This window comes from Streptomyces sp. PL-25 (assembly GCF_058344915.1).
In genome coordinates, this window is record NZ_CP136997.1 from 4,266,665 (window position 1) to 4,283,847 (window position 17,183).

At 73.3% G+C, this 17,183-nt stretch carries 14 protein-coding genes; 5 read left to right on the forward strand and 9 right to left on the reverse strand.

Features of this window, described 5'->3' with window-relative positions:
- Nucleotides 1-112: 112 nt before the first annotated feature.
- Nucleotides 113-748, reverse strand: coding sequence for a TetR family transcriptional regulator (locus tag R4Z62_RS19335; protein WP_064533712.1), 636 nt, complete (start codon nucleotides 746-748; stop codon nucleotides 113-115).
- A 134-nt stretch (nucleotides 749-882) separates the two neighbouring features.
- On the opposite strand from R4Z62_RS19335, the gene kbpA reads away from it, so the two are divergent.
- Both kbpA and afsK read left to right on the forward strand, forming a co-directional pair.
- Nucleotides 883-1,611, forward strand: a complete 729-nt coding sequence (kbpA, locus tag R4Z62_RS19340) for an AfsK-binding protein KbpA (protein ID WP_064533711.1) — start codon at nucleotides 883-885, stop codon at nucleotides 1,609-1,611.
- A gap of 234 nt (nucleotides 1,612-1,845) precedes the next feature.
- On the forward strand, nucleotides 1,846-4,212 hold the full coding sequence (afsK, locus tag R4Z62_RS19345) for a protein serine/threonine kinase AfsK (protein WP_491520446.1): 2,367 nt from the start codon (nucleotides 1,846-1,848) through the stop codon (nucleotides 4,210-4,212).
- Nucleotides 4,213-4,287: 75 nt separating this feature from the next.
- Here afsK and R4Z62_RS19350 read toward each other — a convergent pair whose 3' ends face one another.
- The 4 genes from R4Z62_RS19350 to R4Z62_RS19365 form a co-directional block, all read right to left on the reverse strand.
- Complete coding sequence (locus R4Z62_RS19350; protein WP_018567139.1) at nucleotides 4,288-4,473, reverse strand: hypothetical protein; 186 nt, start codon at nucleotides 4,471-4,473, stop codon at nucleotides 4,288-4,290.
- A gap of 215 nt (nucleotides 4,474-4,688) precedes the next feature.
- Complete coding sequence (gene afsR / locus R4Z62_RS19355) at nucleotides 4,689-7,628, reverse strand: SARP-family global regulator AfsR (RefSeq protein ID WP_491520447.1); 2,940 nt, start codon at nucleotides 7,626-7,628, stop codon at nucleotides 4,689-4,691.
- Nucleotides 7,629-7,804: 176 nt separating this feature from the next.
- Nucleotides 7,805-8,209 (reverse strand): nitroreductase/quinone reductase family protein, encoded by a 405-nt coding sequence (locus R4Z62_RS19360; protein WP_491520448.1) that lies wholly within the window; start codon nucleotides 8,207-8,209, stop codon nucleotides 7,805-7,807.
- A gap of 248 nt (nucleotides 8,210-8,457) precedes the next feature.
- Complete coding sequence (locus tag R4Z62_RS19365) at nucleotides 8,458-8,691, reverse strand: hypothetical protein (RefSeq protein WP_382844940.1); 234 nt, start codon at nucleotides 8,689-8,691, stop codon at nucleotides 8,458-8,460.
- A 34-nt stretch (nucleotides 8,692-8,725) separates the two neighbouring features.
- On the opposite strand from R4Z62_RS19365, the gene R4Z62_RS19370 reads away from it, so the two are divergent.
- The 3 genes from R4Z62_RS19370 (at nucleotide 8,726) to R4Z62_RS19380 (ending at nucleotide 12,475) form a co-directional block, all read left to right on the forward strand.
- Nucleotides 8,726-9,157 carry a virulence activator alpha C-terminal domain-containing protein gene (locus tag R4Z62_RS19370; RefSeq protein WP_491520449.1) on the forward strand — a complete coding sequence of 144 codons (432 nt, stop codon included), beginning with the start codon at nucleotides 8,726-8,728 and terminating at the stop codon, nucleotides 9,155-9,157.
- A gap of 77 nt (nucleotides 9,158-9,234) precedes the next feature.
- On the forward strand, nucleotides 9,235-11,820 hold the full coding sequence (locus R4Z62_RS19375) for a bifunctional FO biosynthesis protein CofGH (protein WP_491520450.1): 2,586 nt from the start codon (nucleotides 9,235-9,237) through the stop codon (nucleotides 11,818-11,820).
- 82 nt (nucleotides 11,821-11,902) lie between these two features.
- The gene (locus R4Z62_RS19380; RefSeq protein WP_064533706.1) at nucleotides 11,903-12,475 is read left to right on the forward strand and encodes a L,D-transpeptidase; all 573 of its coding nucleotides are present in this window, start codon (nucleotides 11,903-11,905) and stop codon (nucleotides 12,473-12,475) included.
- Between the two features lie 55 nt (nucleotides 12,476-12,530).
- Here R4Z62_RS19380 and R4Z62_RS19385 read toward each other — a convergent pair whose 3' ends face one another.
- The 4 genes from R4Z62_RS19385 to R4Z62_RS19400 all read right to left on the reverse strand — a co-directional run bounded on the left by R4Z62_RS19385 (nucleotide 12,531) and on the right by R4Z62_RS19400 (nucleotide 17,070).
- On the reverse strand, nucleotides 12,531-13,658 hold the full coding sequence (locus R4Z62_RS19385; RefSeq protein ID WP_491520451.1) for an ADP-ribosylglycohydrolase family protein: 1,128 nt from the start codon (nucleotides 13,656-13,658) through the stop codon (nucleotides 12,531-12,533).
- A 158-nt stretch (nucleotides 13,659-13,816) separates the two neighbouring features.
- Nucleotides 13,817-15,394 (reverse strand): sodium:solute symporter family protein, encoded by a 1,578-nt coding sequence (locus R4Z62_RS19390; protein ID WP_355484707.1) that lies wholly within the window; start codon nucleotides 15,392-15,394, stop codon nucleotides 13,817-13,819.
- A gap of 412 nt (nucleotides 15,395-15,806) precedes the next feature.
- On the reverse strand, nucleotides 15,807-15,998 hold the full coding sequence (locus tag R4Z62_RS19395; protein WP_079158950.1) for a DUF397 domain-containing protein: 192 nt from the start codon (nucleotides 15,996-15,998) through the stop codon (nucleotides 15,807-15,809).
- A gap of 214 nt (nucleotides 15,999-16,212) precedes the next feature.
- Entirely contained in the window at nucleotides 16,213-17,070 is an 858-nt protein-coding gene (locus tag R4Z62_RS19400; protein WP_064533702.1) for a helix-turn-helix domain-containing protein, read from the reverse strand.
- Nucleotides 17,071-17,183: the final 113 nt, after the last annotated feature.

The following is a 17,183-nucleotide window of genomic DNA, read 5'->3' on the forward strand; positions in this document are numbered from 1 at the left end:
CCGGCCGGCGCCCCGCAGAACGACAGGCGGCGGTCCACCCGGGTGAACCGCCGCCTGCCTGACAGGACTTGTGGCCTGGAGGTGCCGTGACAGCGCCGGGCCGGAGGGCCCGCTATCTCGTCGGCTTCCTGCCGGTGACGCCCAGGTACACCAACAGCGCGAGGTTCGGCTTCAGTTCGGCCTGCTTCACGCCCCAGGAGGTGAAGCCCTTCTGGTGCGAGGCGACACCGGCGAGCATCGTCACCAGCGAACCGGCGACGGCGGCCGGGTTCACGTCCTTGTCGACCTTGCCCTTGGACTGGAGTTCGGCGACCGAATCCGCGAGGGAGCCGTTCACCGCGTTCAGGATCTTCATACGGAGCTTGTAGAAGCGCTTGTCGCCCTCGGCCGCCCCGAGGTCGACCACGCGCAGGATCGCGTCGTTGCGGCGCCAGAAGTCCAGGAAGCCGTCGACGATCTCCTGGGCCGTCTGCCAGCCCGCCTTGCCGGTCCAGGACCTGCCTTCGAGCAGCCCGGCCAAATCGGCGCCCTCGGCGGCCATTTGCTCGGCGATCTCCAGGACGGCACCCTCGACGTCCGGGAAGTACTGGTAGAAGGTGGCGGGCGAAGTGCCCGCCTTCCGGGCGACATCGATGACCTTGACGTCCCGGTAGGGGGAGGAGCTGAGCATCTCGCTGAGGCAGTCGAGCAGCTTCTGCCGGGTCGCCTGCCCACGCCGGCCGGCCACGCGGCCGTCGACGGTACGCACTTGTCCTGTCATGTCGTCAGCTTACCGAGGGGTGATGGGAGCGCGATTCGGCCGACTGCAAATGGGTCGCGCGGGCGCTGCGAGGCTGGTGTGCCTGGTCTGCGCGGTGCGGCAGTCCCGGCTACTTTGACGGCATGGCCGAAAACAGGGCATCCGCGTACACGGAGGGCGTCCCCTGCTGGGTGGACGCACAGCTCCCCGACACCGCCGCGGGGCGGCGCTTCTACGGTGAGCTTTTCGGGTGGACCTTCGAGGAGAAGGAGGCGTACGGCGGCTCCGTCGTGGCCCTGCTGGAGGGGGAGCCCGTCGCGGCGCTCACCCCGAAGTCGGACGGCCGGATGCCCACCGTCTGGACGGTGTACTTCGCCGCCCCGGACCTCGGGGCGCTGGCCGGGCGGATCCGGGCGGGCGGCGGGCAGCTCCTCGGCGAGCCCCGGCAGCTCGGCCCGTACGGCACCGCGGTGCTGGCCGCCGGTCCGGAGGGCGCCGTGTTCGGGCTGTGGCAGGCGGGGCGGCACGCGGGCTTCGGCCGCCGCCACCGGCCGGGCAGCTTCGGCTGGGTCCAGCTCTACACCCGCGACACCGAGGGCGCGAACACCTTCTACGGCGGCCTCTTCCACGCGGCCCTGTTCGGCCCCGGGGCCCGGCCCGACTTCGGCCGGGCCCCGGTCGCGGACGTCTTCCCGGCCGAGATGCCCCCGCACTTCCTCGTCCACTTCCTGGTCGAGGAGGCCGGTGCCGCCCTCGACACGGTCGTCCGGCTCGGCGGCCGGGTCCAGGTGCCGCTCTTCGAGACGTCGTACGGGAAGGTCGCGGTCGCCGCCGACGACCAGGGGGCGTCCTTCGCCGTCATGGAGCGGTGAAGATAATGGCGGGGCGGTGAAGGTCGGACACCTGACGCCGTCCGCACGGCGGGAAACCGTCATTCCGCGCCGAAAATACACCAGGACATCCCGGTTCGTCGGCGGGTTCGCAACCAGTGCCGCGGCCAGGAAGAATCGGAGTGCGTGCCGCCACGGCGGTGCGGTGGTGAGACGCTGCACGGGGGCCGCGTACACACGGAGGTGGCGCGGCTCGTACGGGGAGGTGGCAGGCAAGTGGTGGATCAGCTGACGCAGCACGATCCGCGGCGGATCGGTCCGTTCGAGGTGCTGGGACGGCTGGGCGCCGGCGGCATGGGACTGGTCTATCTCGCGCGCTCGGCGTCCGGCCGGCGGGTGGCGATCAAGACGGTCCGCACCGAGCTGGCCGAGGACCAGCTCTTCCGGGTCCGCTTCACCCGCGAGGTGGAGGCGGCGCGGGCGGTCTCCGGCTTCTACACGGCCGCGGTGGTGGACGCCGACCCGCGCGCCGCCGTGCCCTGGCTGGCCACCGCCTATGTGCCCGCGCCGTCGCTGGAGGAGATAGTGACCGAGTGCGGGCCGCTGCCCGCGCAGGCGGTGCGCTGGCTGGCGGCGGGCGTCGCCGAGGCGCTCCAGTCCATCCACGGCGCCGGGCTCGTGCACCGCGATCTCAAGCCGTCCAACGTGCTCGTCGTCGAGGACGGGCCGCGGGTGATCGACTTCGGTATCGCCTCCGGCGTCTCCAACACCCGCCTGACCATGACGAACGTCGCCGTGGGCACGCCCGCCTACATGTCGCCCGAGCAGGCCAAGGACTCGCGCAGCGTCACCGGCGCCAGCGATGTGTTCTCGCTCGGCTCCATGCTCGTCTTCGCCGCCACCGGACATCCGCCCTTCCACGGCGCCAACCCGGTCGAGACCGTCTTCATGCTGCTGCGCGAGGGCCCGGACCTCGAAGGGCTCCCGGACGAGCTGCGCCCGCTGATCGAGTCCTGCATGCAGATGGAGCTGGCGGCCCGGCCCACCCCCGCCGACCTCCAGTCGCAGCTCGCGCCGCACCTCTTCGGCTCCGGCTCCGACGACAGCGGCACCGCCTCCGCCTGGCTGCCCGCCCCGGCGGTCGGCCTGATCGAGTCCCGCCGCGGCGGACGCCTCCTCCCGCCGCCGCCCACCTCGGGCGGCCCGGCGAACGGCGCCCGGCCCCCGATGGCCCCGCCGCCCCCGCCCTCCTACGACCCCGCCGTCCCGGCCCCGCAGGCGCCGCCGCTGCCCGCGATGCCCGCGCCGGTCGGCGCCCCCGACAGCGGCCCGGTGCGGCTGGCCGGTGCCGCCGCGCCCATCGGCCCCGGCCCGCGCGTCGCCGACGCCCGCGCCGCCGCGGTCAAGGCGCCGCCGCCGGAGGCGAGCCTCGCCGCCACCTGGTCCAAGCCTCGCCCCGGCGCCGCGCCCGTCGTCCCGGCCGCGTCCGCCGCGCCGCCGGAGACCGCGCCCGGCTGGCGCCCCTGGCGCTTCCGGATGTCCAACGACGTGTGGGGCACCCCGGCCGTCGCCTCCGACCTCGTCTACGTCACCTCCTTCGAGGTGCACGCCCTGGACGTGGCCACCGGCCGCCGCCGCTTCAAGACCCGGGACGTCGCCTGGTCCATGGCGGTCGCCGACGGCCGCGTGCACGCCTCCGACGGCCCCACCCTGTTCGCGCTGAACGCCCGCGACGGCGCCGACCTGTGGCGGCTGCCGACCGACGCCTGGGTGTACACGATCCAGACCGAGCGGGGCACGGTCGTCACCGGCACCCGCGGCGGCGGCGTCCAGGCGTGGGAGGCCGCCGGCGGCCAGAAGCTGTGGGAGATCACCGGCTGCCAGACCGACTTCGAGTCGCCCGAGGCGGGCCCCGCCCTGCACGACGGCACCGTCTACGTCTGGCAGGACGCCCGGCTGCGCGCCCTGGAGGCCCGCACCGGCGAGGAGCGCTGGTCCTACCCGATCGGGGACGCGGCCTCCTGCGGCGGCGTCCCGGTGCGCATCACGGCGGCACCCGACGGCTACGCCTACATCTCGGCCGGCACCCGGGTCCTCGCCGTCGACGTGGCGAACGGCCATGTCCGCTGGCACTTCGAGGCGCCCGCCGTCTTCCTCTCGCCGCCCGCCTTCGTCCCGGGCCCGGCGGTCGCCGGCGGCGGCGTCTACCTCGCCGACTACCTCGGCACCGTCTACGCCCTGGACGCCATCGACGGCCGCGACCGCTGGCGGATCGCCACCGAGGCGCGGGCCTCCGTCGACCCGGTCCTGGTCGCCGCCGGGCATGTGCACGTCGGCAGCGGCAAGGGGCTCTACACCCTGGACGCGGTGACCGGCACGCCCAAGTGGCGCTTCCAGTCCGGCGGCGAGATCGTCGGCTCCCCGGCGGTCGCCGAGGGCCGTATCCACTTCGGCTCCACCGACCACCTGCTCTACACGCTCAAGGCCGACGACGGCCGGCTGCGCTGGAAGCTGGCGACCGGCGGCGAGATCACCGGCTCACCGGTGGTCCGCGACGGCGTCGTCTACGCGTGCAGCAAGGACCGCTGCGTCTACGCCCTGGACGCCGAGAAGGGCACGGGCACGGCCCGCACCACCGCCTGAACACACACGTCGGCCGCGACGGCTCCCCCTCCGCGCCGCCGCGGCCGATCCCCCGTGTGTGCGAACGGACCCGGCTCAGGCCTTCTCGTCCGTCGCGTGGATGTTGTCCGTGCCCGCCTCGCCGGCTTCCTCGTCCGCCTTGAGCGGGTTCGGGGTGGTCAGCGGCTCGCTGGTGGCGTGGATGTTCTTCGCGCTGACCGCGCCGCCGGGCTTGGTGCCGGTGGCGTGGATGTTTCCGTTGCTCTTCTCGTCGTCGCTCATGTCCGCTTCCCCGTCTCAAGGATTCCGTTCGGTGGCCGGGCAGTCCGCCCGGAGGCTCCCCCGAGGGCCTCCGGGCGGACTGCTCGGGGCCGTTCACCCTATGGCACGGCCCTGATCCGTTCCGCCTGCCCCCCGACGCGACGGAACGACAGGTCGAGAGTGCCGTGCGGCGATAAACAAACGATGAACGCCCGGCCCGGGGGCGGCCCGTGGCCTCAGGCCACGGCGAGCGGGTTGATCAGCGCCCGGACCGCCTCGGCCTCCGGCGCGCCCGACGCCTCGTAGAGCGCCAGGGCGTCCTGCCAGCAGACCTGGGCGCGGCCGGTCTGCCCGATGCCGCTGAGGGCGCGGCCGAGGACCACGAGCACGTTCCCGCGCCGCCAGTCGCCGCCGATGTCCCGGAGCACCCCGAGGGCCAGTTCGGCGCCCGCCGCGGCCTGCGCGGGCCGCCGGGCGGCGAGGTCGACCTCGGCCAGCCGGAACAGCGTCATGCCCGCCCACAGTTGCTGGCGGCTGTCCTCGAAGACGGTGAGCGCTTCCTGGAGCCGGGCCGCCGCCTCGCTCGTCCGGCCGCTCTGGGTGAGCGCAAGGCCCAGCGCGTAGCGGCCGTTGGCGCCCTTGAGCGCGTGCCCCATGTCGTCGTACATGTCGGTGCCCTGCTGGGCCAGCGACACCGCGCTGTGGGTGCGCCCGCTGTCCAGGTGGATCCGCGACAGGTTGCACAGCGCGCTGGCCTCGCCCGCGCGGTCCTGGCAGGCGCGGAACCCCTCGATGGCCCGGGTGAGCAGGCTCTCGCCGTCCTCGAACCGCTTCTGGTAGATCGCGATCACGCCGAGGGTGTTGTACGCCCAGCAGGCGGCCAGCGGATCGGTGCCGGAGCTGAGCCGCGCGGAGTGCTCGGCGGCCCGCACCGCGAGGTCGAAGCGGCCGGTGATGCTGTGGACGTAGGCGAGGCAGATCAGGGCACGGGCCTGTGCCCGCGGGGCCGCGTCGCGTTCGGCCGCGTCCCGCAGTGCGGCGGCGACGCTCTCGTACGCCTTGGAGTTGGTGCCCGACTCGGCGAGGTCGACGGCCGCCCACAGGGTGTCCACGGCCCGCTCCAGGAACGCGGGCTGGGTGGACTGGCGGACGCAGGCCAGCAGCGAGACCGCCTCGGTGTACAGCCAGTCCTGGGCCTTGTGCCGGTCCTCGAAGACCAGCCCCGGGTGGCGCGCGGTGTGCAGATGGTCCACCAGCCGGTCGCCCGGCCGCTCCAGCGCGTACGCGCCCGCCGCCGTGGCCAGGTAGAAGTCCAGCAGCCGCGACAGCGCCGCGTCCCGCTCGCCGGGCGGCTGCTCGTCGCGTTCGGCGCAGGCGCGGGCGTAGAGCCGGACCAGGTCGTGGAAGCGGTAGCGGCCGGGCGCGGCGGACTCCAGCAGGGAGGTGTCGACGAGCGCTTCGAGCAGGTCCTCGGTGTCCTCGGCGGGCAGGTCGAGGACGGCCGCCGCCGCGGCGAGGGAGATGTCCGGGCCGTCGGCCAGGCCCAGCAGCCGGAAGGCGCGGGCCTGGGCGGGCTCCAGCTGGCCGTAGCCCAGCTCGAAGGTGGCCTTCACCGCCAGGTCGCCCGCCTGGAGTTCGTCCAGGCGGCGGCGCTCGTCGGCCAGCTTGGCGGCCAGCACGGAGACCGTCCAGGTGCGCCGGGCGGCCAGCCGGGAGGCGGCGATACGGATGGCCAGCGGCAGGAAGCCGCAGGCGGCGACCACGTCGAGAGCCGCCTCGCGCTCGCTCGCCACCCGCTCCTCGCCGACGATCCGCACGAAGAGCTGGAGGGCCTCCTCCGGGCTCATCACATCCAGGTCGACCAGATGGGCGCCCGCGAGGCCGACCATCCGCACCCGGGAGGTGACCAGCGCGGCGCAGCCCTCCGTGCCCGGCAGCAGGGGTCTGATCTGGGCGGCGTCGCGCGCGTTGTCCAGCAGCACCAGGACCCGGCGGCCGTCCAGGACGGAGCGGTACAGGGCGGCCCGCTCCTCCAGCGAGTCGGGGATCGCCGAGTCGGCGGTGCCCAGGGCACGCAGGAAGGAGCCGAGGACGGTCTCCGGTTCGGCCGCCCGCTGGCCCGCGCCCTGGAGGTCGACGTAGAGCTGGCCGTCGGGGAAGGACGCGCGGGCCCGGTGCGCCACATGGACGGCCAGGGTCGTCTTGCCCACCCCGCCGATCCCGGCCAGCGCCGAGACGGCCATCACCCGGCCCTCGGCCGAGGCCAGCATGTCGCTCAGCTCGTTGACGAAGGACGCGCGGCCGGTGAAGTCGGGCACGGTCGCGGGCAGTTGGGCAGGCCGCACCTGCGCCGCCACCGGCTCGGGCGCGGGGGCGGAGGGCTCGGCCAGGGCCGGGTCGGCGCGCAGGATCCGCTGCTGGAGCTCGCGCAGCTCCGGGCGCGGGTCCACGCCCAGTTCGTCGGCGAGCAGCCGCCGGGTGTCCGCGTACACGGCCAGCGCCTCGGCCTGCCGGCCGCTGCGGTAGAGGGCGAGCATCAGCAGCTCGCGCAGGCGTTCGCGCAGCGGGTGGGCGGCGGTGAGCGCGGTCAGCTCCGAGACGGCCTCGCCGTGGCGGGCCTGCTCCAGGTCCATGTCCAGGCGCGCCTCCAGCAGTTGCAGCCGCCACTCCTCAAGGCGCACCCGCTGGGCCTCGGCGTACGGGCCGGGCACCCCGGCCAGCGGCTCGCCGTCCCACAGGTGCAGCGCGCGGCCCAGCAGTGCCCGCGCCCGGTGCAGGTCCCCGGCGGCGCGGGCCTTGTCCGCCTCCGTGCCGAGGTCCTGGGCCGTGGCCAGGTCCAGCGCGCCCGCGTCGAGGCCGCGTACGGCGTAGCCGCCGGACTCGCTGACCAGCACCCCGGGGTCCAGCACCTTGCGCAGCCGGGAGGCGTAGGTGCGCAGCGCGGCGAGTGCCTGCGAGGGCGGCTCCTCGCCCCACAGGGCGTCGATCAGCTCGGCCGCCGTCGCCGTGCGGCCCTCGCGCAGCAGCAGCGCCGCGAGCAGGGCGCGCTGCTGCGGCGACCCGGTGGGCAGCGGCTCCTCGCCGCGCCAGGCGCGCACCGGTCCGAGTACGCAGAAGCGCAGCGCCGCCGGCCGCCCGGCACGCCGCTGCTCAGGTACTCGGGGTACACCGTCCATCGCTGCTCCCTGGCCGCCAGCCGAACTGTCCTTCTTCGATAGGTCAGTTTGCCTTCTAAATGGCAGATGCGTCAGCTCCGGGAGACAGCGATCACAGGTCGTGGTGCCCGGTGACACAAGGCCCACACATGCTCTCCGCATCCGGAGAGCGGGCCGCGCCCGGGTGGCAAGCGCTCTCAGTCCGCCAGGTCCACCCGGACGGTCAGCAGGTCGGTCCCGAAGGCGCGGACCGCCGCGCTGTTGAACCGGGGCAGGCGGCGCAGCCGGGCCGCCGCGTCGTCCTCGGGCAGCAGGTGCGCGGTGCCGCGGTGCCAGCGGCCCCCGATCCGGACCCGGACCGCGGGGTCGGCCTGGATGTTGCGCACGTACTGGGAGCGGGTGCCGAACTCGGAGACGATCCAGAAGGACGCACCGGTGCGGCGCCCGCCGACGGGGGTGCGGCGGGGCAGGCCGGAGACGCGTCCGGTGGTCTCCAGCAGGGTCTGGAGCGGGAGGCGCCGGGTGACCGGGTTGGCGACGTACCGCTGGAAGCGGGTGACCATCCGGTGCTTCAGGTCGCTGTGACGGGTCAGACGGGTCATGGTGCGTCAGCGTAGACCGGTGGCGCGTCCCGGGGCCGGGGACCGGCGAGCCGGTTGCCGTGGAGGCCGAAGGGGACGCGGGCGGGCGGGCAGTTCGCCGGTGTCCGGCCACGTCCTGGGGCGGGCGGTCGTGGCGGCGGTCGGCCGCCCGCCGAGGGCGTACGGACCCAGGGCGGCGAGGTCGCGGCCGGGGTCGACGGCGTACTGACCGGCAGGCCGTACGCGGCCGGTTCCTCGGTGACGGGCGGTCACCGGGTCGCCCGGCCGGCGGCGCGGGCCTCGGCCTGGACGTGGGCGACGTAGCGGACGGTGAAGGCCATCGGGATCGCGAAGCCGGCGATCTGGACGGTGGTGGCGAGGGCGGAGTGGGCGTGCCCGGCGTGGCCCAGCAGGGCGAGGACGACGGCGGTCACGGTGAAGGCGGCGGTCCACACGGCGGTGATGACGGTGTTGGTCCGGATGAACGGCTTCAGTCCCCACACCTCGCGCGGCGTGCCGCGCTTGGCGATGCCCAGGGTGAACGGCCAACGTCTGGCCGGCCACCCAGAGCCAGATCTACACGGAACTGACCAAGCTCGCCGGCGCCGGACTGATCGAGGTGGCGGCCGAGGGCCCCGGGGCCGCAAGGAGTACGCCCTCACCGGCGGCGGACTGGCCGAACTGCGCCACTGGCTCACCGCGACCGAGCCCCAGCGCACCGTCCGCAGCGACATCCTGCTGCGCGTCTTCTTCCTCGGCGTGCTCACCCCCGCGCAGGGCCGCGCCTACCTCGCCGGCCTCGCCGAGATGTCCGAGCGCGAGCACGACGAGCTGCGCCGGCTCACCGAGTCCATCGACTGGGGCGACGACAGCCTCTCCGTGCACGGCCGCATCGCCCTGGAGTACGGACTGCGCTTCAACGCCATGCGCCGCGAGTGGGCCGAGTGGGCGGCGGACCAGATCAAGTGAGCCGGGGGCCGGGCGGCGCGGTCGCGCCCGCCCGCCGTGATCGGCGCATGTGATCAGCGCACTCGTATGCTCGGAGGATGACGACTTCCGCGACCTCCGGAACCGGCCCCACCGAGAACTCCCTGCGCCGCGCCCTCAAACGCGCGCGGGACGGGGTCGCGCTCGACGTCGCCGAGGCGGCGGTGCTGCTCCAGGCCCGCGGCGAACACCTGCGCGACCTCGTCGCCTCCGCCGCCCGGGTGCGCGACGCCGGGCTCGACGCCGCCGGGCGGCCCGGCGTCATCACCTACTCCAAGAGCGTCTTCGTCCCGCTGACCCGGCTGTGCCGGGACAAGTGCCACTACTGCACCTTCGTCACCGTCCCCGGCAAGCTGCGCCGGGCCGGGCACGGGATGTTCATGTCCCCGGACGAGGTGCTGGACATCGCCCGCCGGGGCGCCGCCCTCGGCTGCAAGGAAGCCCTCATCACCCTCGGCGACAAGCCGGAGGACCGCTGGCCCGAGGCGCGCGAATGGCTCGACGCGCACGGCTACGACGACACCATCGCCTACGTCCGCGCGATCTCCGTCCGCATCCTGGAGGAGACCGGCCTGCTGCCGCACCTCAACCCGGGCGTCATGAGCTGGACGGACTTCCAGCGCCTCAAGCCCGTCGCCCCGTCCATGGGCATGATGCTGGAGACCACCGCGACCCGCCTGTGGTCCGAGCCCGGCGGCCCCCACCACGGCTCCCCGGACAAGGAACCCGCCGTGCGGCTGCGGGTCCTGGAGGACGCCGGACGCTCCTCCGTCCCCTTCACCTCCGGGATCCTCATCGGCATCGGCGAGAGTCACGAGGAGCGCGCCGAGTCCCTGTTCGCGCTGCGCAAGGTCGCCCGTGCCCACCACGGCATCCAGGAACTGATCATCCAGAACTTCCGCGCCAAGCCGGACACGGCGATGCGCGGCATGCCCGACGCCGAACTGGACGACCTGGTCGCCACCGTCGCCGTCGCCCGGCACATCATGGGCCCCGCCGCCTGCCTCCAGGCCCCGCCCAACCTGGTCGACGGCGAGTACGAACGCCTCATCGAGGCCGGCATCGACGACTGGGGCGGCGTCTCCCCGCTCACCATCGACCACGTCAACCCCGAGCGCCCCTGGCCGCAGATCGACCAGTTGCGCGAGCGCTCCGCCGCCGCCGGCTTCGAACTGCGCGAACGGCTCTGCGTCTACCCGGAGTTCGTCACCCGCGGCGAACCCTGGCTCGACCCGCGGCTGCTCCCGCACGTCCGCGCCCTCGCCGACCCGGAGACCGGACTGGCCCGCGAGGACGCCGTCGTCGAGGGCCGCCCCTGGCAGGAGCCCGACGAGGCGTTCACCGCGTCCGGCCGCACCGACCTGCACACCGCCGTCGACACCGAGGGCCGCACCGGCGACCGGCGCGGCGACTTCGACGAGGTCTACGGCGACTGGGAGGCCCTGCGCGAGGCGGCGGCGCCCGGCATGGTGCCCGAGCGCATCGACACCGACGTACGCGAGGCGCTGCGCACCGCGGCCGACGACCCGACGCGGCTGACCGACGCCGAGGCGCTGGCCCTGCTGCACGCGGACGGGCCCGCGCTGGACGCCCTCACCCGGATCGCGGACGACGTCCGCAGGTCGGCGGTGGGCGACGACGTGACGTACATCGTCACCCGCAACATCAACTTCACCAACGTCTGCTACACCGGCTGCCGCTTCTGCGCGTTCGCCCAGCGCCGCACCGATGCCGACGCCTACACCCTCTCCCTGGACCAGGTCGCCGACCGCGCCCAGCAGGCATGGGAGGTGGGCGCGGTGGAGGTCTGCATGCAGGGCGGCATCCACCCGGACCTGCCCGGCACCGCGTACTTCGACATCGCGCGCGCGGTCAAGGAACGTGTCCCGGGCATGCATGTGCACGCCTTCTCGCCGATGGAGGTGGTCAACGGCGCCTCCCGCACCGGTCTTTCGATCCGCGAGTGGCTGACGGCGGCCAAGGAGGCGGGCCTGGACAGCATCCCCGGCACCGCCGCGGAGATCCTGGACGACGAGGTCCGCTGGGTGCTGACCAAGGGCAAACTGCCCACCGCCACCTGGATCGAGGTGGTGACCACCGCGCACGAGCTGGGCATCCGCTCCTCGTCGACGATGATGTACGGCCATGTCGACCAGCCCCGCCACTGGCTCGGCCACCTGCGCACGCTGGCCGGGATCCAGCAGCGCACGGGCGGGTTCACCGAGTTCGTGACGCTGCCCTTCATCCACACCAACGCGCCCGTCTACCTGGCCGGCATCGCCCGCCCCGGCCCCACGGTCCGCGACAACCGCGCGGTCACCGCGATGGCCCGGCTGCTGCTGCACCCCTGGATCCCCAACATCCAGACGAGCTGGGTCAAACTGGGCACGGAGGGCGCCGCCGAGATGCTGCGCTCCGGCGCCAACGACCTCGGCGGAACCCTCATGGAGGAGACCATCTCCCGGATGGCGGGCTCCTCCTACGGCTCCTACAAGTCGGTCAAGGACCTGATCGAGGTCGCCGCGGCGGCCGGCCGGCCCGCGAAACCGCGCACCACCCTCTACGGCGAGGTCCCCGAGGAGCGGCAGCGCGCGGCGGCCGCCTCCGACGGCCATCTGCCGCGGCTGCTGCCCGTGCTGGACTGAACCGCGCGGGAGGCGGCCCACAGTACGATGAGCCGACGGTTCCCGGGGCCGAACAGCTGAGTAGCCGAGGAGATGCGTGCCCATGCCTGCCCGAATACCTTCGTGGGCCTGGGTCAGCGGCCTCACCGTCGGGGCGGTCGTCGCGGTCGGCGCCCTCGCGGCCCAGGCGGACCAGGGCCCGCACCCTGTCGCCGCCGGGCCCCGCCCGAGCGCCTCGGCCTCCGCGGGCAAGCACCCGCCGGCCGCCGCCCCCAAGCACACCGCGCCGCCCGCGGCCCCGACCGGCTCGGGCACCGGCCGCCGCGTCGTCTACTCGCTCGGCCAGAAGCGCGTCTGGCTGATGGACGAACGCGGCATGCCCTCCCGGACGTTCCCCGTCTGGCCCGGCACGGTCAGCCCCGACCCGGGCGCCTACGCGATCTCCCAGCGGGTCGCCGACCCCACGAAGGGCTCGGACGGCGTGGAGATCGAGCACATCATGTACTTCGCGGGCAAGTCGGGCGTCTTCGTCGCCTTCAGCAACGCCGTCGACGGCTCCTCGCCGCCACCGGTCGCCGAGGGCATCAAGACGGGCGGCGTCCGCACCGGCAAGGAGGACGGCACGGCCCTGTGGGACTTCGCGGGCAAGGGCACGCGGGTGGTGGTGGTCGACTGACGCGCGGGCCCCGGCCCCGGTCCCCGGCCGGAATCCCCGCGGGACCGGCGTACGCCTACGCGGCCCCGGCCCCCCTCGGGTAGCGGGCGAGCCAGGCCGGGGACGAGCCGGTGGGGCCGTGCAGGGCGGGGCCCTGGGTCATCTCCATCGCGAAGTCGTCCGCGAGGGCCAGCAGGGTGGGGCGGCCCTCCAGTTCGGCCAGCCAGGCGGGCGGCAGGGCCGTCTCGCCGTGCAGGGCGCCGAGCAGCCCGCCGGTGAGCGCGCCGGCCGCGCCCGAGGGGCCGCTCTGGTTCACCGCCAGGCACAGTCCGTGCCGTACGTCCTCGCCGACCAGCGCGCAGTACACGGCGACCGCGAGCACACCCTCCGCCGCGCCCCGGCCGGCCAGTTCCGCCACCCGCGCCGGGCCCGGCATGCCCTGGCGGACCGCGCCCAGCGCGTGCTGGAGGGCGTCCGACACCGGCTCGTGCCCCGGCCGCACCGCGAGCAGCGCCAGCGCCTTCTGCACCGCGGCGTCCAGCGCGTCCCCGCGGGTCAGCGCGTGCACGATCACGGCGTACGCGCCGGCCGCCAGCCACGCCGAGGGATGACCGTGGCTCTGCGCGGCGCACTCCACGGCCAGTTGCACGACCAACTGGGGCTCCCAGCCGACCAGCAGCCCGAACGGCGCGGACCGGGCGGCGGCCTCCGGACCGGTCTCCCCGGGGTTCTTCGGCGTCTCCGGGGTCCCCATGACGGTGTCGCCGAACCCGCCGAGCAGCGCCCGCGTCGGCTCCCGCCGGGCGTACAGCCACTCCTCGCGGGCCAGCCAGCCGTCGTCCTCGCGGCGCTCGTCGGGCCCCCAGTCCCGCTGGGTGGCCGCCCAGCGCAGATACGCGCGGTGCAGGTCGGTCGGCGGATGCCAGGCCCCGGTGTCGCGGCGCACCTGCGCCCGGATCAGTCCGTCCACGGTGAACAGCGTGAGCTGGGTGAAGTGTGTGATCCCGCCGGGCCGCCCGTGCGCGGGGGCCAGGTCCGCGATCCCCTCGGGGCCGTGCGCCGCGCGGATCGCGTCGAGACCGAGCCCGTCCACCGGGGCCCCGAGCGCGTCCCCCAGCCCCACGCCGAGCAGGGTGCCCCGCACTCTGCTGCGGAAGTCCTGCTGCTCGGCACGCCCCCAGACCACCCCGGACGTCGTACCCACCCAGACCTCCTCACGGCACCGTCCGCACGTACGACGTTCGGCACTGTAGCCGAACAGGAACGGAGTGTTCAGGGGCTCTGTGGGGGCGGTCCGGACGGCGGGGCCCGGGACGGGGCGGCCGCGGGCCGCCGCAGCCGTCCGCCGCCCCGGCGCGGCCCTCACGACGGCGGGGTGCCCACCACGTCGTCGCCCGCGCCCGCCGGGGCCGGCACAGCCGCCGAGGAGGCGCCGTCGCCGTCCCCGTCGGTGTTGACCCGCTCGATGACGGCGAGCCGTTCGGGGGTGTCCTCCGGGCGGACGTAGCCGATGACGACGTACAGGACCAGGGAGACCGCGAGCGGGATCGACACCTGGTACTGGAGCGGTACGCCGCCGTCGACATGCGCGTCGACCGGGTAGTTCACCAGCCAGAACGCCAGCAGGCCCAGCGCCCAGCTGGTGAGCGCGGCGGTCGGTCCGGAGCGGCGGAAGGGGCGGAGCAGGCCCAGCATCATCGGGATGGCGATCGGGCCCATGAGACCGGCGACCCACTTGATGACGACCGTGATGATGTCCTTGAAGGCGGGGGACTCGACCTGGGTCGCCACCGCCATGGACAGGCCGAGGAAGACGACGGTCGTCACCCGGGCGGCCACCAGCGCGCCGCGCGTGCCCCACGCCCGCGCCCGCCGCGACAGCACCGGTGCCACGTCCCGGGTGAAGACGGCGGCGATCGCGTTGGCGTCCGAGGAGCACATGGCCATCGTGTGGGAGAAGAAGCCGACGACGACCAGGCCCAGCAGCCCGTGCGGCAGGAGCTGTTCGGTCATCAGGGCGTAGGAGTCGGAGCCGTCGGGCTTGGCGGCGTGCACCAGCAGCGGCGACATCCACATGGGGAAGAAGAGGACCGCCGGCCAGACGAGCCACAGCGCGGCGGACAGGCGCGCCGAGCGCTCGGCCTGGCGGGCGCTGCTCGTGGCCATGTAGCGCTGGGCCTGGTTGAGCATGCCGCCGTTGTACTCGAAGAGCTTGATGAACAGGAAGGCCAGCAGGAACACCGTGCCGTACGGGCCGACCAGCGGCTTGCCGTGGCCGTGCAGGGCGGGCTCGTCCCAGGCGCCGAGGAAGCCGATGCCCTTGTCGTCCAGCTTGAGGACGACGGCCACGAACATGGAGACACCGGCGAGCAACTGGATGACGAACTGCCCCAGTTCGGTGAGCGCGTCCGCCCACAGGCCGCCGATCGTGCAGTAGACGGCGGTGATCGCCCCGGTGATGAGGATGCCCTGGTCGAGGCTGATCCCGGTGAAGACGGACAGCAGGGTCGCGATCGCCGCCCACTTGGCGCCCACGTCCACGATCTTCAGCAGCATGCCGGACCAGGCGAGCGCCTGCTGCGTGGGGAGGTTGTAGCGGTTCTTCAGATACTCCAGCGGCGAGGCCACGTGCAGACGGGAGCGCATCCGGTTGACGCGCGGCGCGAACAGCTTCGAGCCGATGGCGATGCCCAGGGCGATGGGGAACGACCAGGTGACGAAGGAGGTGACGCCGTAGGTGTAGGAGATCCCCGCGTACCCGGTGAACAGCACCGCGCTGTAACCCGACATGTGGTGCGAGATGCCGGACAGCCACCAGGGCATGCGCCCGCCCGCGGTGAAGAAGTCGCTCACGTCGCCCACCCGCCGGTGCGACCAGAGGCCGATCGCCACCATCACACCGAAGTAGCCGATGAGCACGGCCCAGTCGAGACTGTTCATGTGCCCCCTTCCAGGGTCCGCCTTGTGAACTCCGCTCAGCAGGTGGGCACTTCGCCTGAACGGGGGAGGGGCGAGGAAGGCCGCGAAGTGCCCGCTCATCGTGGGATCGCCCGCATGGGCACGACAAGAAAGCGGAAGGTCAAGACGGAGCAAAAAGGTTCGGCTTGCTGACCTTGGTTCATCTATATGAACACTCATGGGTGGTGGCGCGATGTCCCGGAGGAGGCCGGTCCGGGCATGGCGAAGCCCCCTCGGCAAGGACGGCGGACCGGCCGAGGGGGCTTCTGTGGGCGGCGCTCACGGGGCTGCCGTGCGCGCCTGCTGTGCGCTCTTCAGTTGTGGTGCGGTGTGCCGGGTGAGGAACGGGAGAGCCCCGGCGGAGGTCCCTGCCTCAGGACTTGAGGTCCCTGCCTCAGGACTTGACCGACGCCACGAAGGAGTTCCACGCGTCGGCGCGGAAGCCGAGCGCCGGGCCCCCGGGGACCTTGGAGTCCCGGACCGCCATGGCCGCGACGACCGGTGACTTGACCTCGACGCACGCGCCGTTGCCCGTGGAGTACGAGGACTTGGTCCACTTCGCCGTGGCACCCTGACGAATTGCCATTTCTGCTCCGGATTGCGAGTGAGGGGTTGAATGGCTGACACCGCACGACGCGTTCGGGGAACCCACAGCGCGGTCTGCGCCAACGGTGTTGCTCGATGGCGTGATCGACGCTACTCGCCGGGCTCGCCGGGTGAAGGAGCCGTTCACTCGACCGGATGGCATATTCCAACAGCTCTTCCGTCTACGGCTGTTGACGGTGTACCGTGCCCGCCTCTCAGCGTGCGTAGTCCTTCGCGACCTTCTCGATGAACTCCCGCGACTGCTCCACGTTGAGGGCCTGCGCGCGCAGGTGCTCGTACATCACGCTGTACTTCTGCACGTCGTTGGCCTTCTCCAGATACAGGTCGCTGGTCACACCCTCGATGTAGACCACGCTGGAGTCCGCCGTGTCCGGGAACTCCAGGATGGCGTACTGGCCGTTCAGACCCGGATGCGCGCCCATCCCGAAGGGGATCACCTGCACGGTCACGTGCGGCAGCCGCGACTGCTCGACCAGGTGCTCCAACTGCTCCCGCATCAGCGCCGGACCGCCGACGACCCGGCGCAGCGCGGCCTCGTCCAGGACCGTCCACAGCCGCAGCGGGTTCTCGGCTGCCGCGATGCGCTCCTGTCTGCGCATCCGCACCTGGACGCGCTTCTCGATGTCCGCGGGCGTCGTCTCCGGCAGCGCGCCGGCGATCAGCGCCTCCGCGTACTGGCGGGTCTGGAGCAGCCCCGGGACCACCTGCGGGTCGTACACCCGCAGACTCGCCGCGTCGGTCTCCAGACCGATGTACACGCTGTACGGGATGTCGCCGAAGGAGTGCCACCAGCCCTGCTGGCGCGAGTCCTTGGCCATCTGCATCAGCGAGTCGACGATCCGGTGGTCCTCGACCTCGTAGACCCCGCACAGATCGCGGACGTCGCGCTGGCTGATGCTGCGCCGTCCGTTCTCCAGACGGCTGATCTTCGACTGCGACACGAGCAGTCGTTCCGCCACCTCTTCCGCCGTCATGCCCTTGAGCTCACGGAGCCTGCGCAGCTCCTGGCCCAGCCGGCGCCGCCTGACGGTGGGATTGACATTGGACGCCACGGGACGCGCACCTCCGGCTGCATGCCTCTACTTTGCGTATCTGCTGCTGAGCAGATTGCCACCAAGAGGCGCGCCGCCGCTGGGAAACGCCGGATATGCGGCGTCCGCAAGCC

Coding starts and splice junctions, on each gene's coding strand:
- R4Z62_RS19350 (WP_018567139.1), bottom strand. CDS start 4,473: ATGAGCGACGACGAGAAGAGCAACGGAAACATCCACGCCACCGGCACC.
- R4Z62_RS19360 (WP_491520448.1), bottom strand. CDS start 8,209: ATGACCCGTCTGACCCGTCACAGCGACCTGAAGCACCGGATGGTCACC.
- R4Z62_RS19395 (WP_079158950.1), bottom strand. CDS start 15,998: ATGGCAATTCGTCAGGGTGCCACGGCGAAGTGGACCAAGTCCTCGTAC.
- R4Z62_RS19375 (WP_491520450.1), top strand. CDS start 9,235: ATGACGACTTCCGCGACCTCCGGAACCGGCCCCACCGAGAACTCCCTG.
- afsR (WP_491520447.1), bottom strand. CDS start 7,628: ATGGACGGTGTACCCCGAGTACCTGAGCAGCGGCGTGCCGGGCGGCCG.
- R4Z62_RS19390 (WP_355484707.1), bottom strand. CDS start 15,394: ATGAACAGTCTCGACTGGGCCGTGCTCATCGGCTACTTCGGTGTGATG.
- kbpA (WP_064533711.1), top strand. CDS start 883: ATGGCCGAAAACAGGGCATCCGCGTACACGGAGGGCGTCCCCTGCTGG.
- R4Z62_RS19380 (WP_064533706.1), top strand. CDS start 11,903: ATGCCTGCCCGAATACCTTCGTGGGCCTGGGTCAGCGGCCTCACCGTC.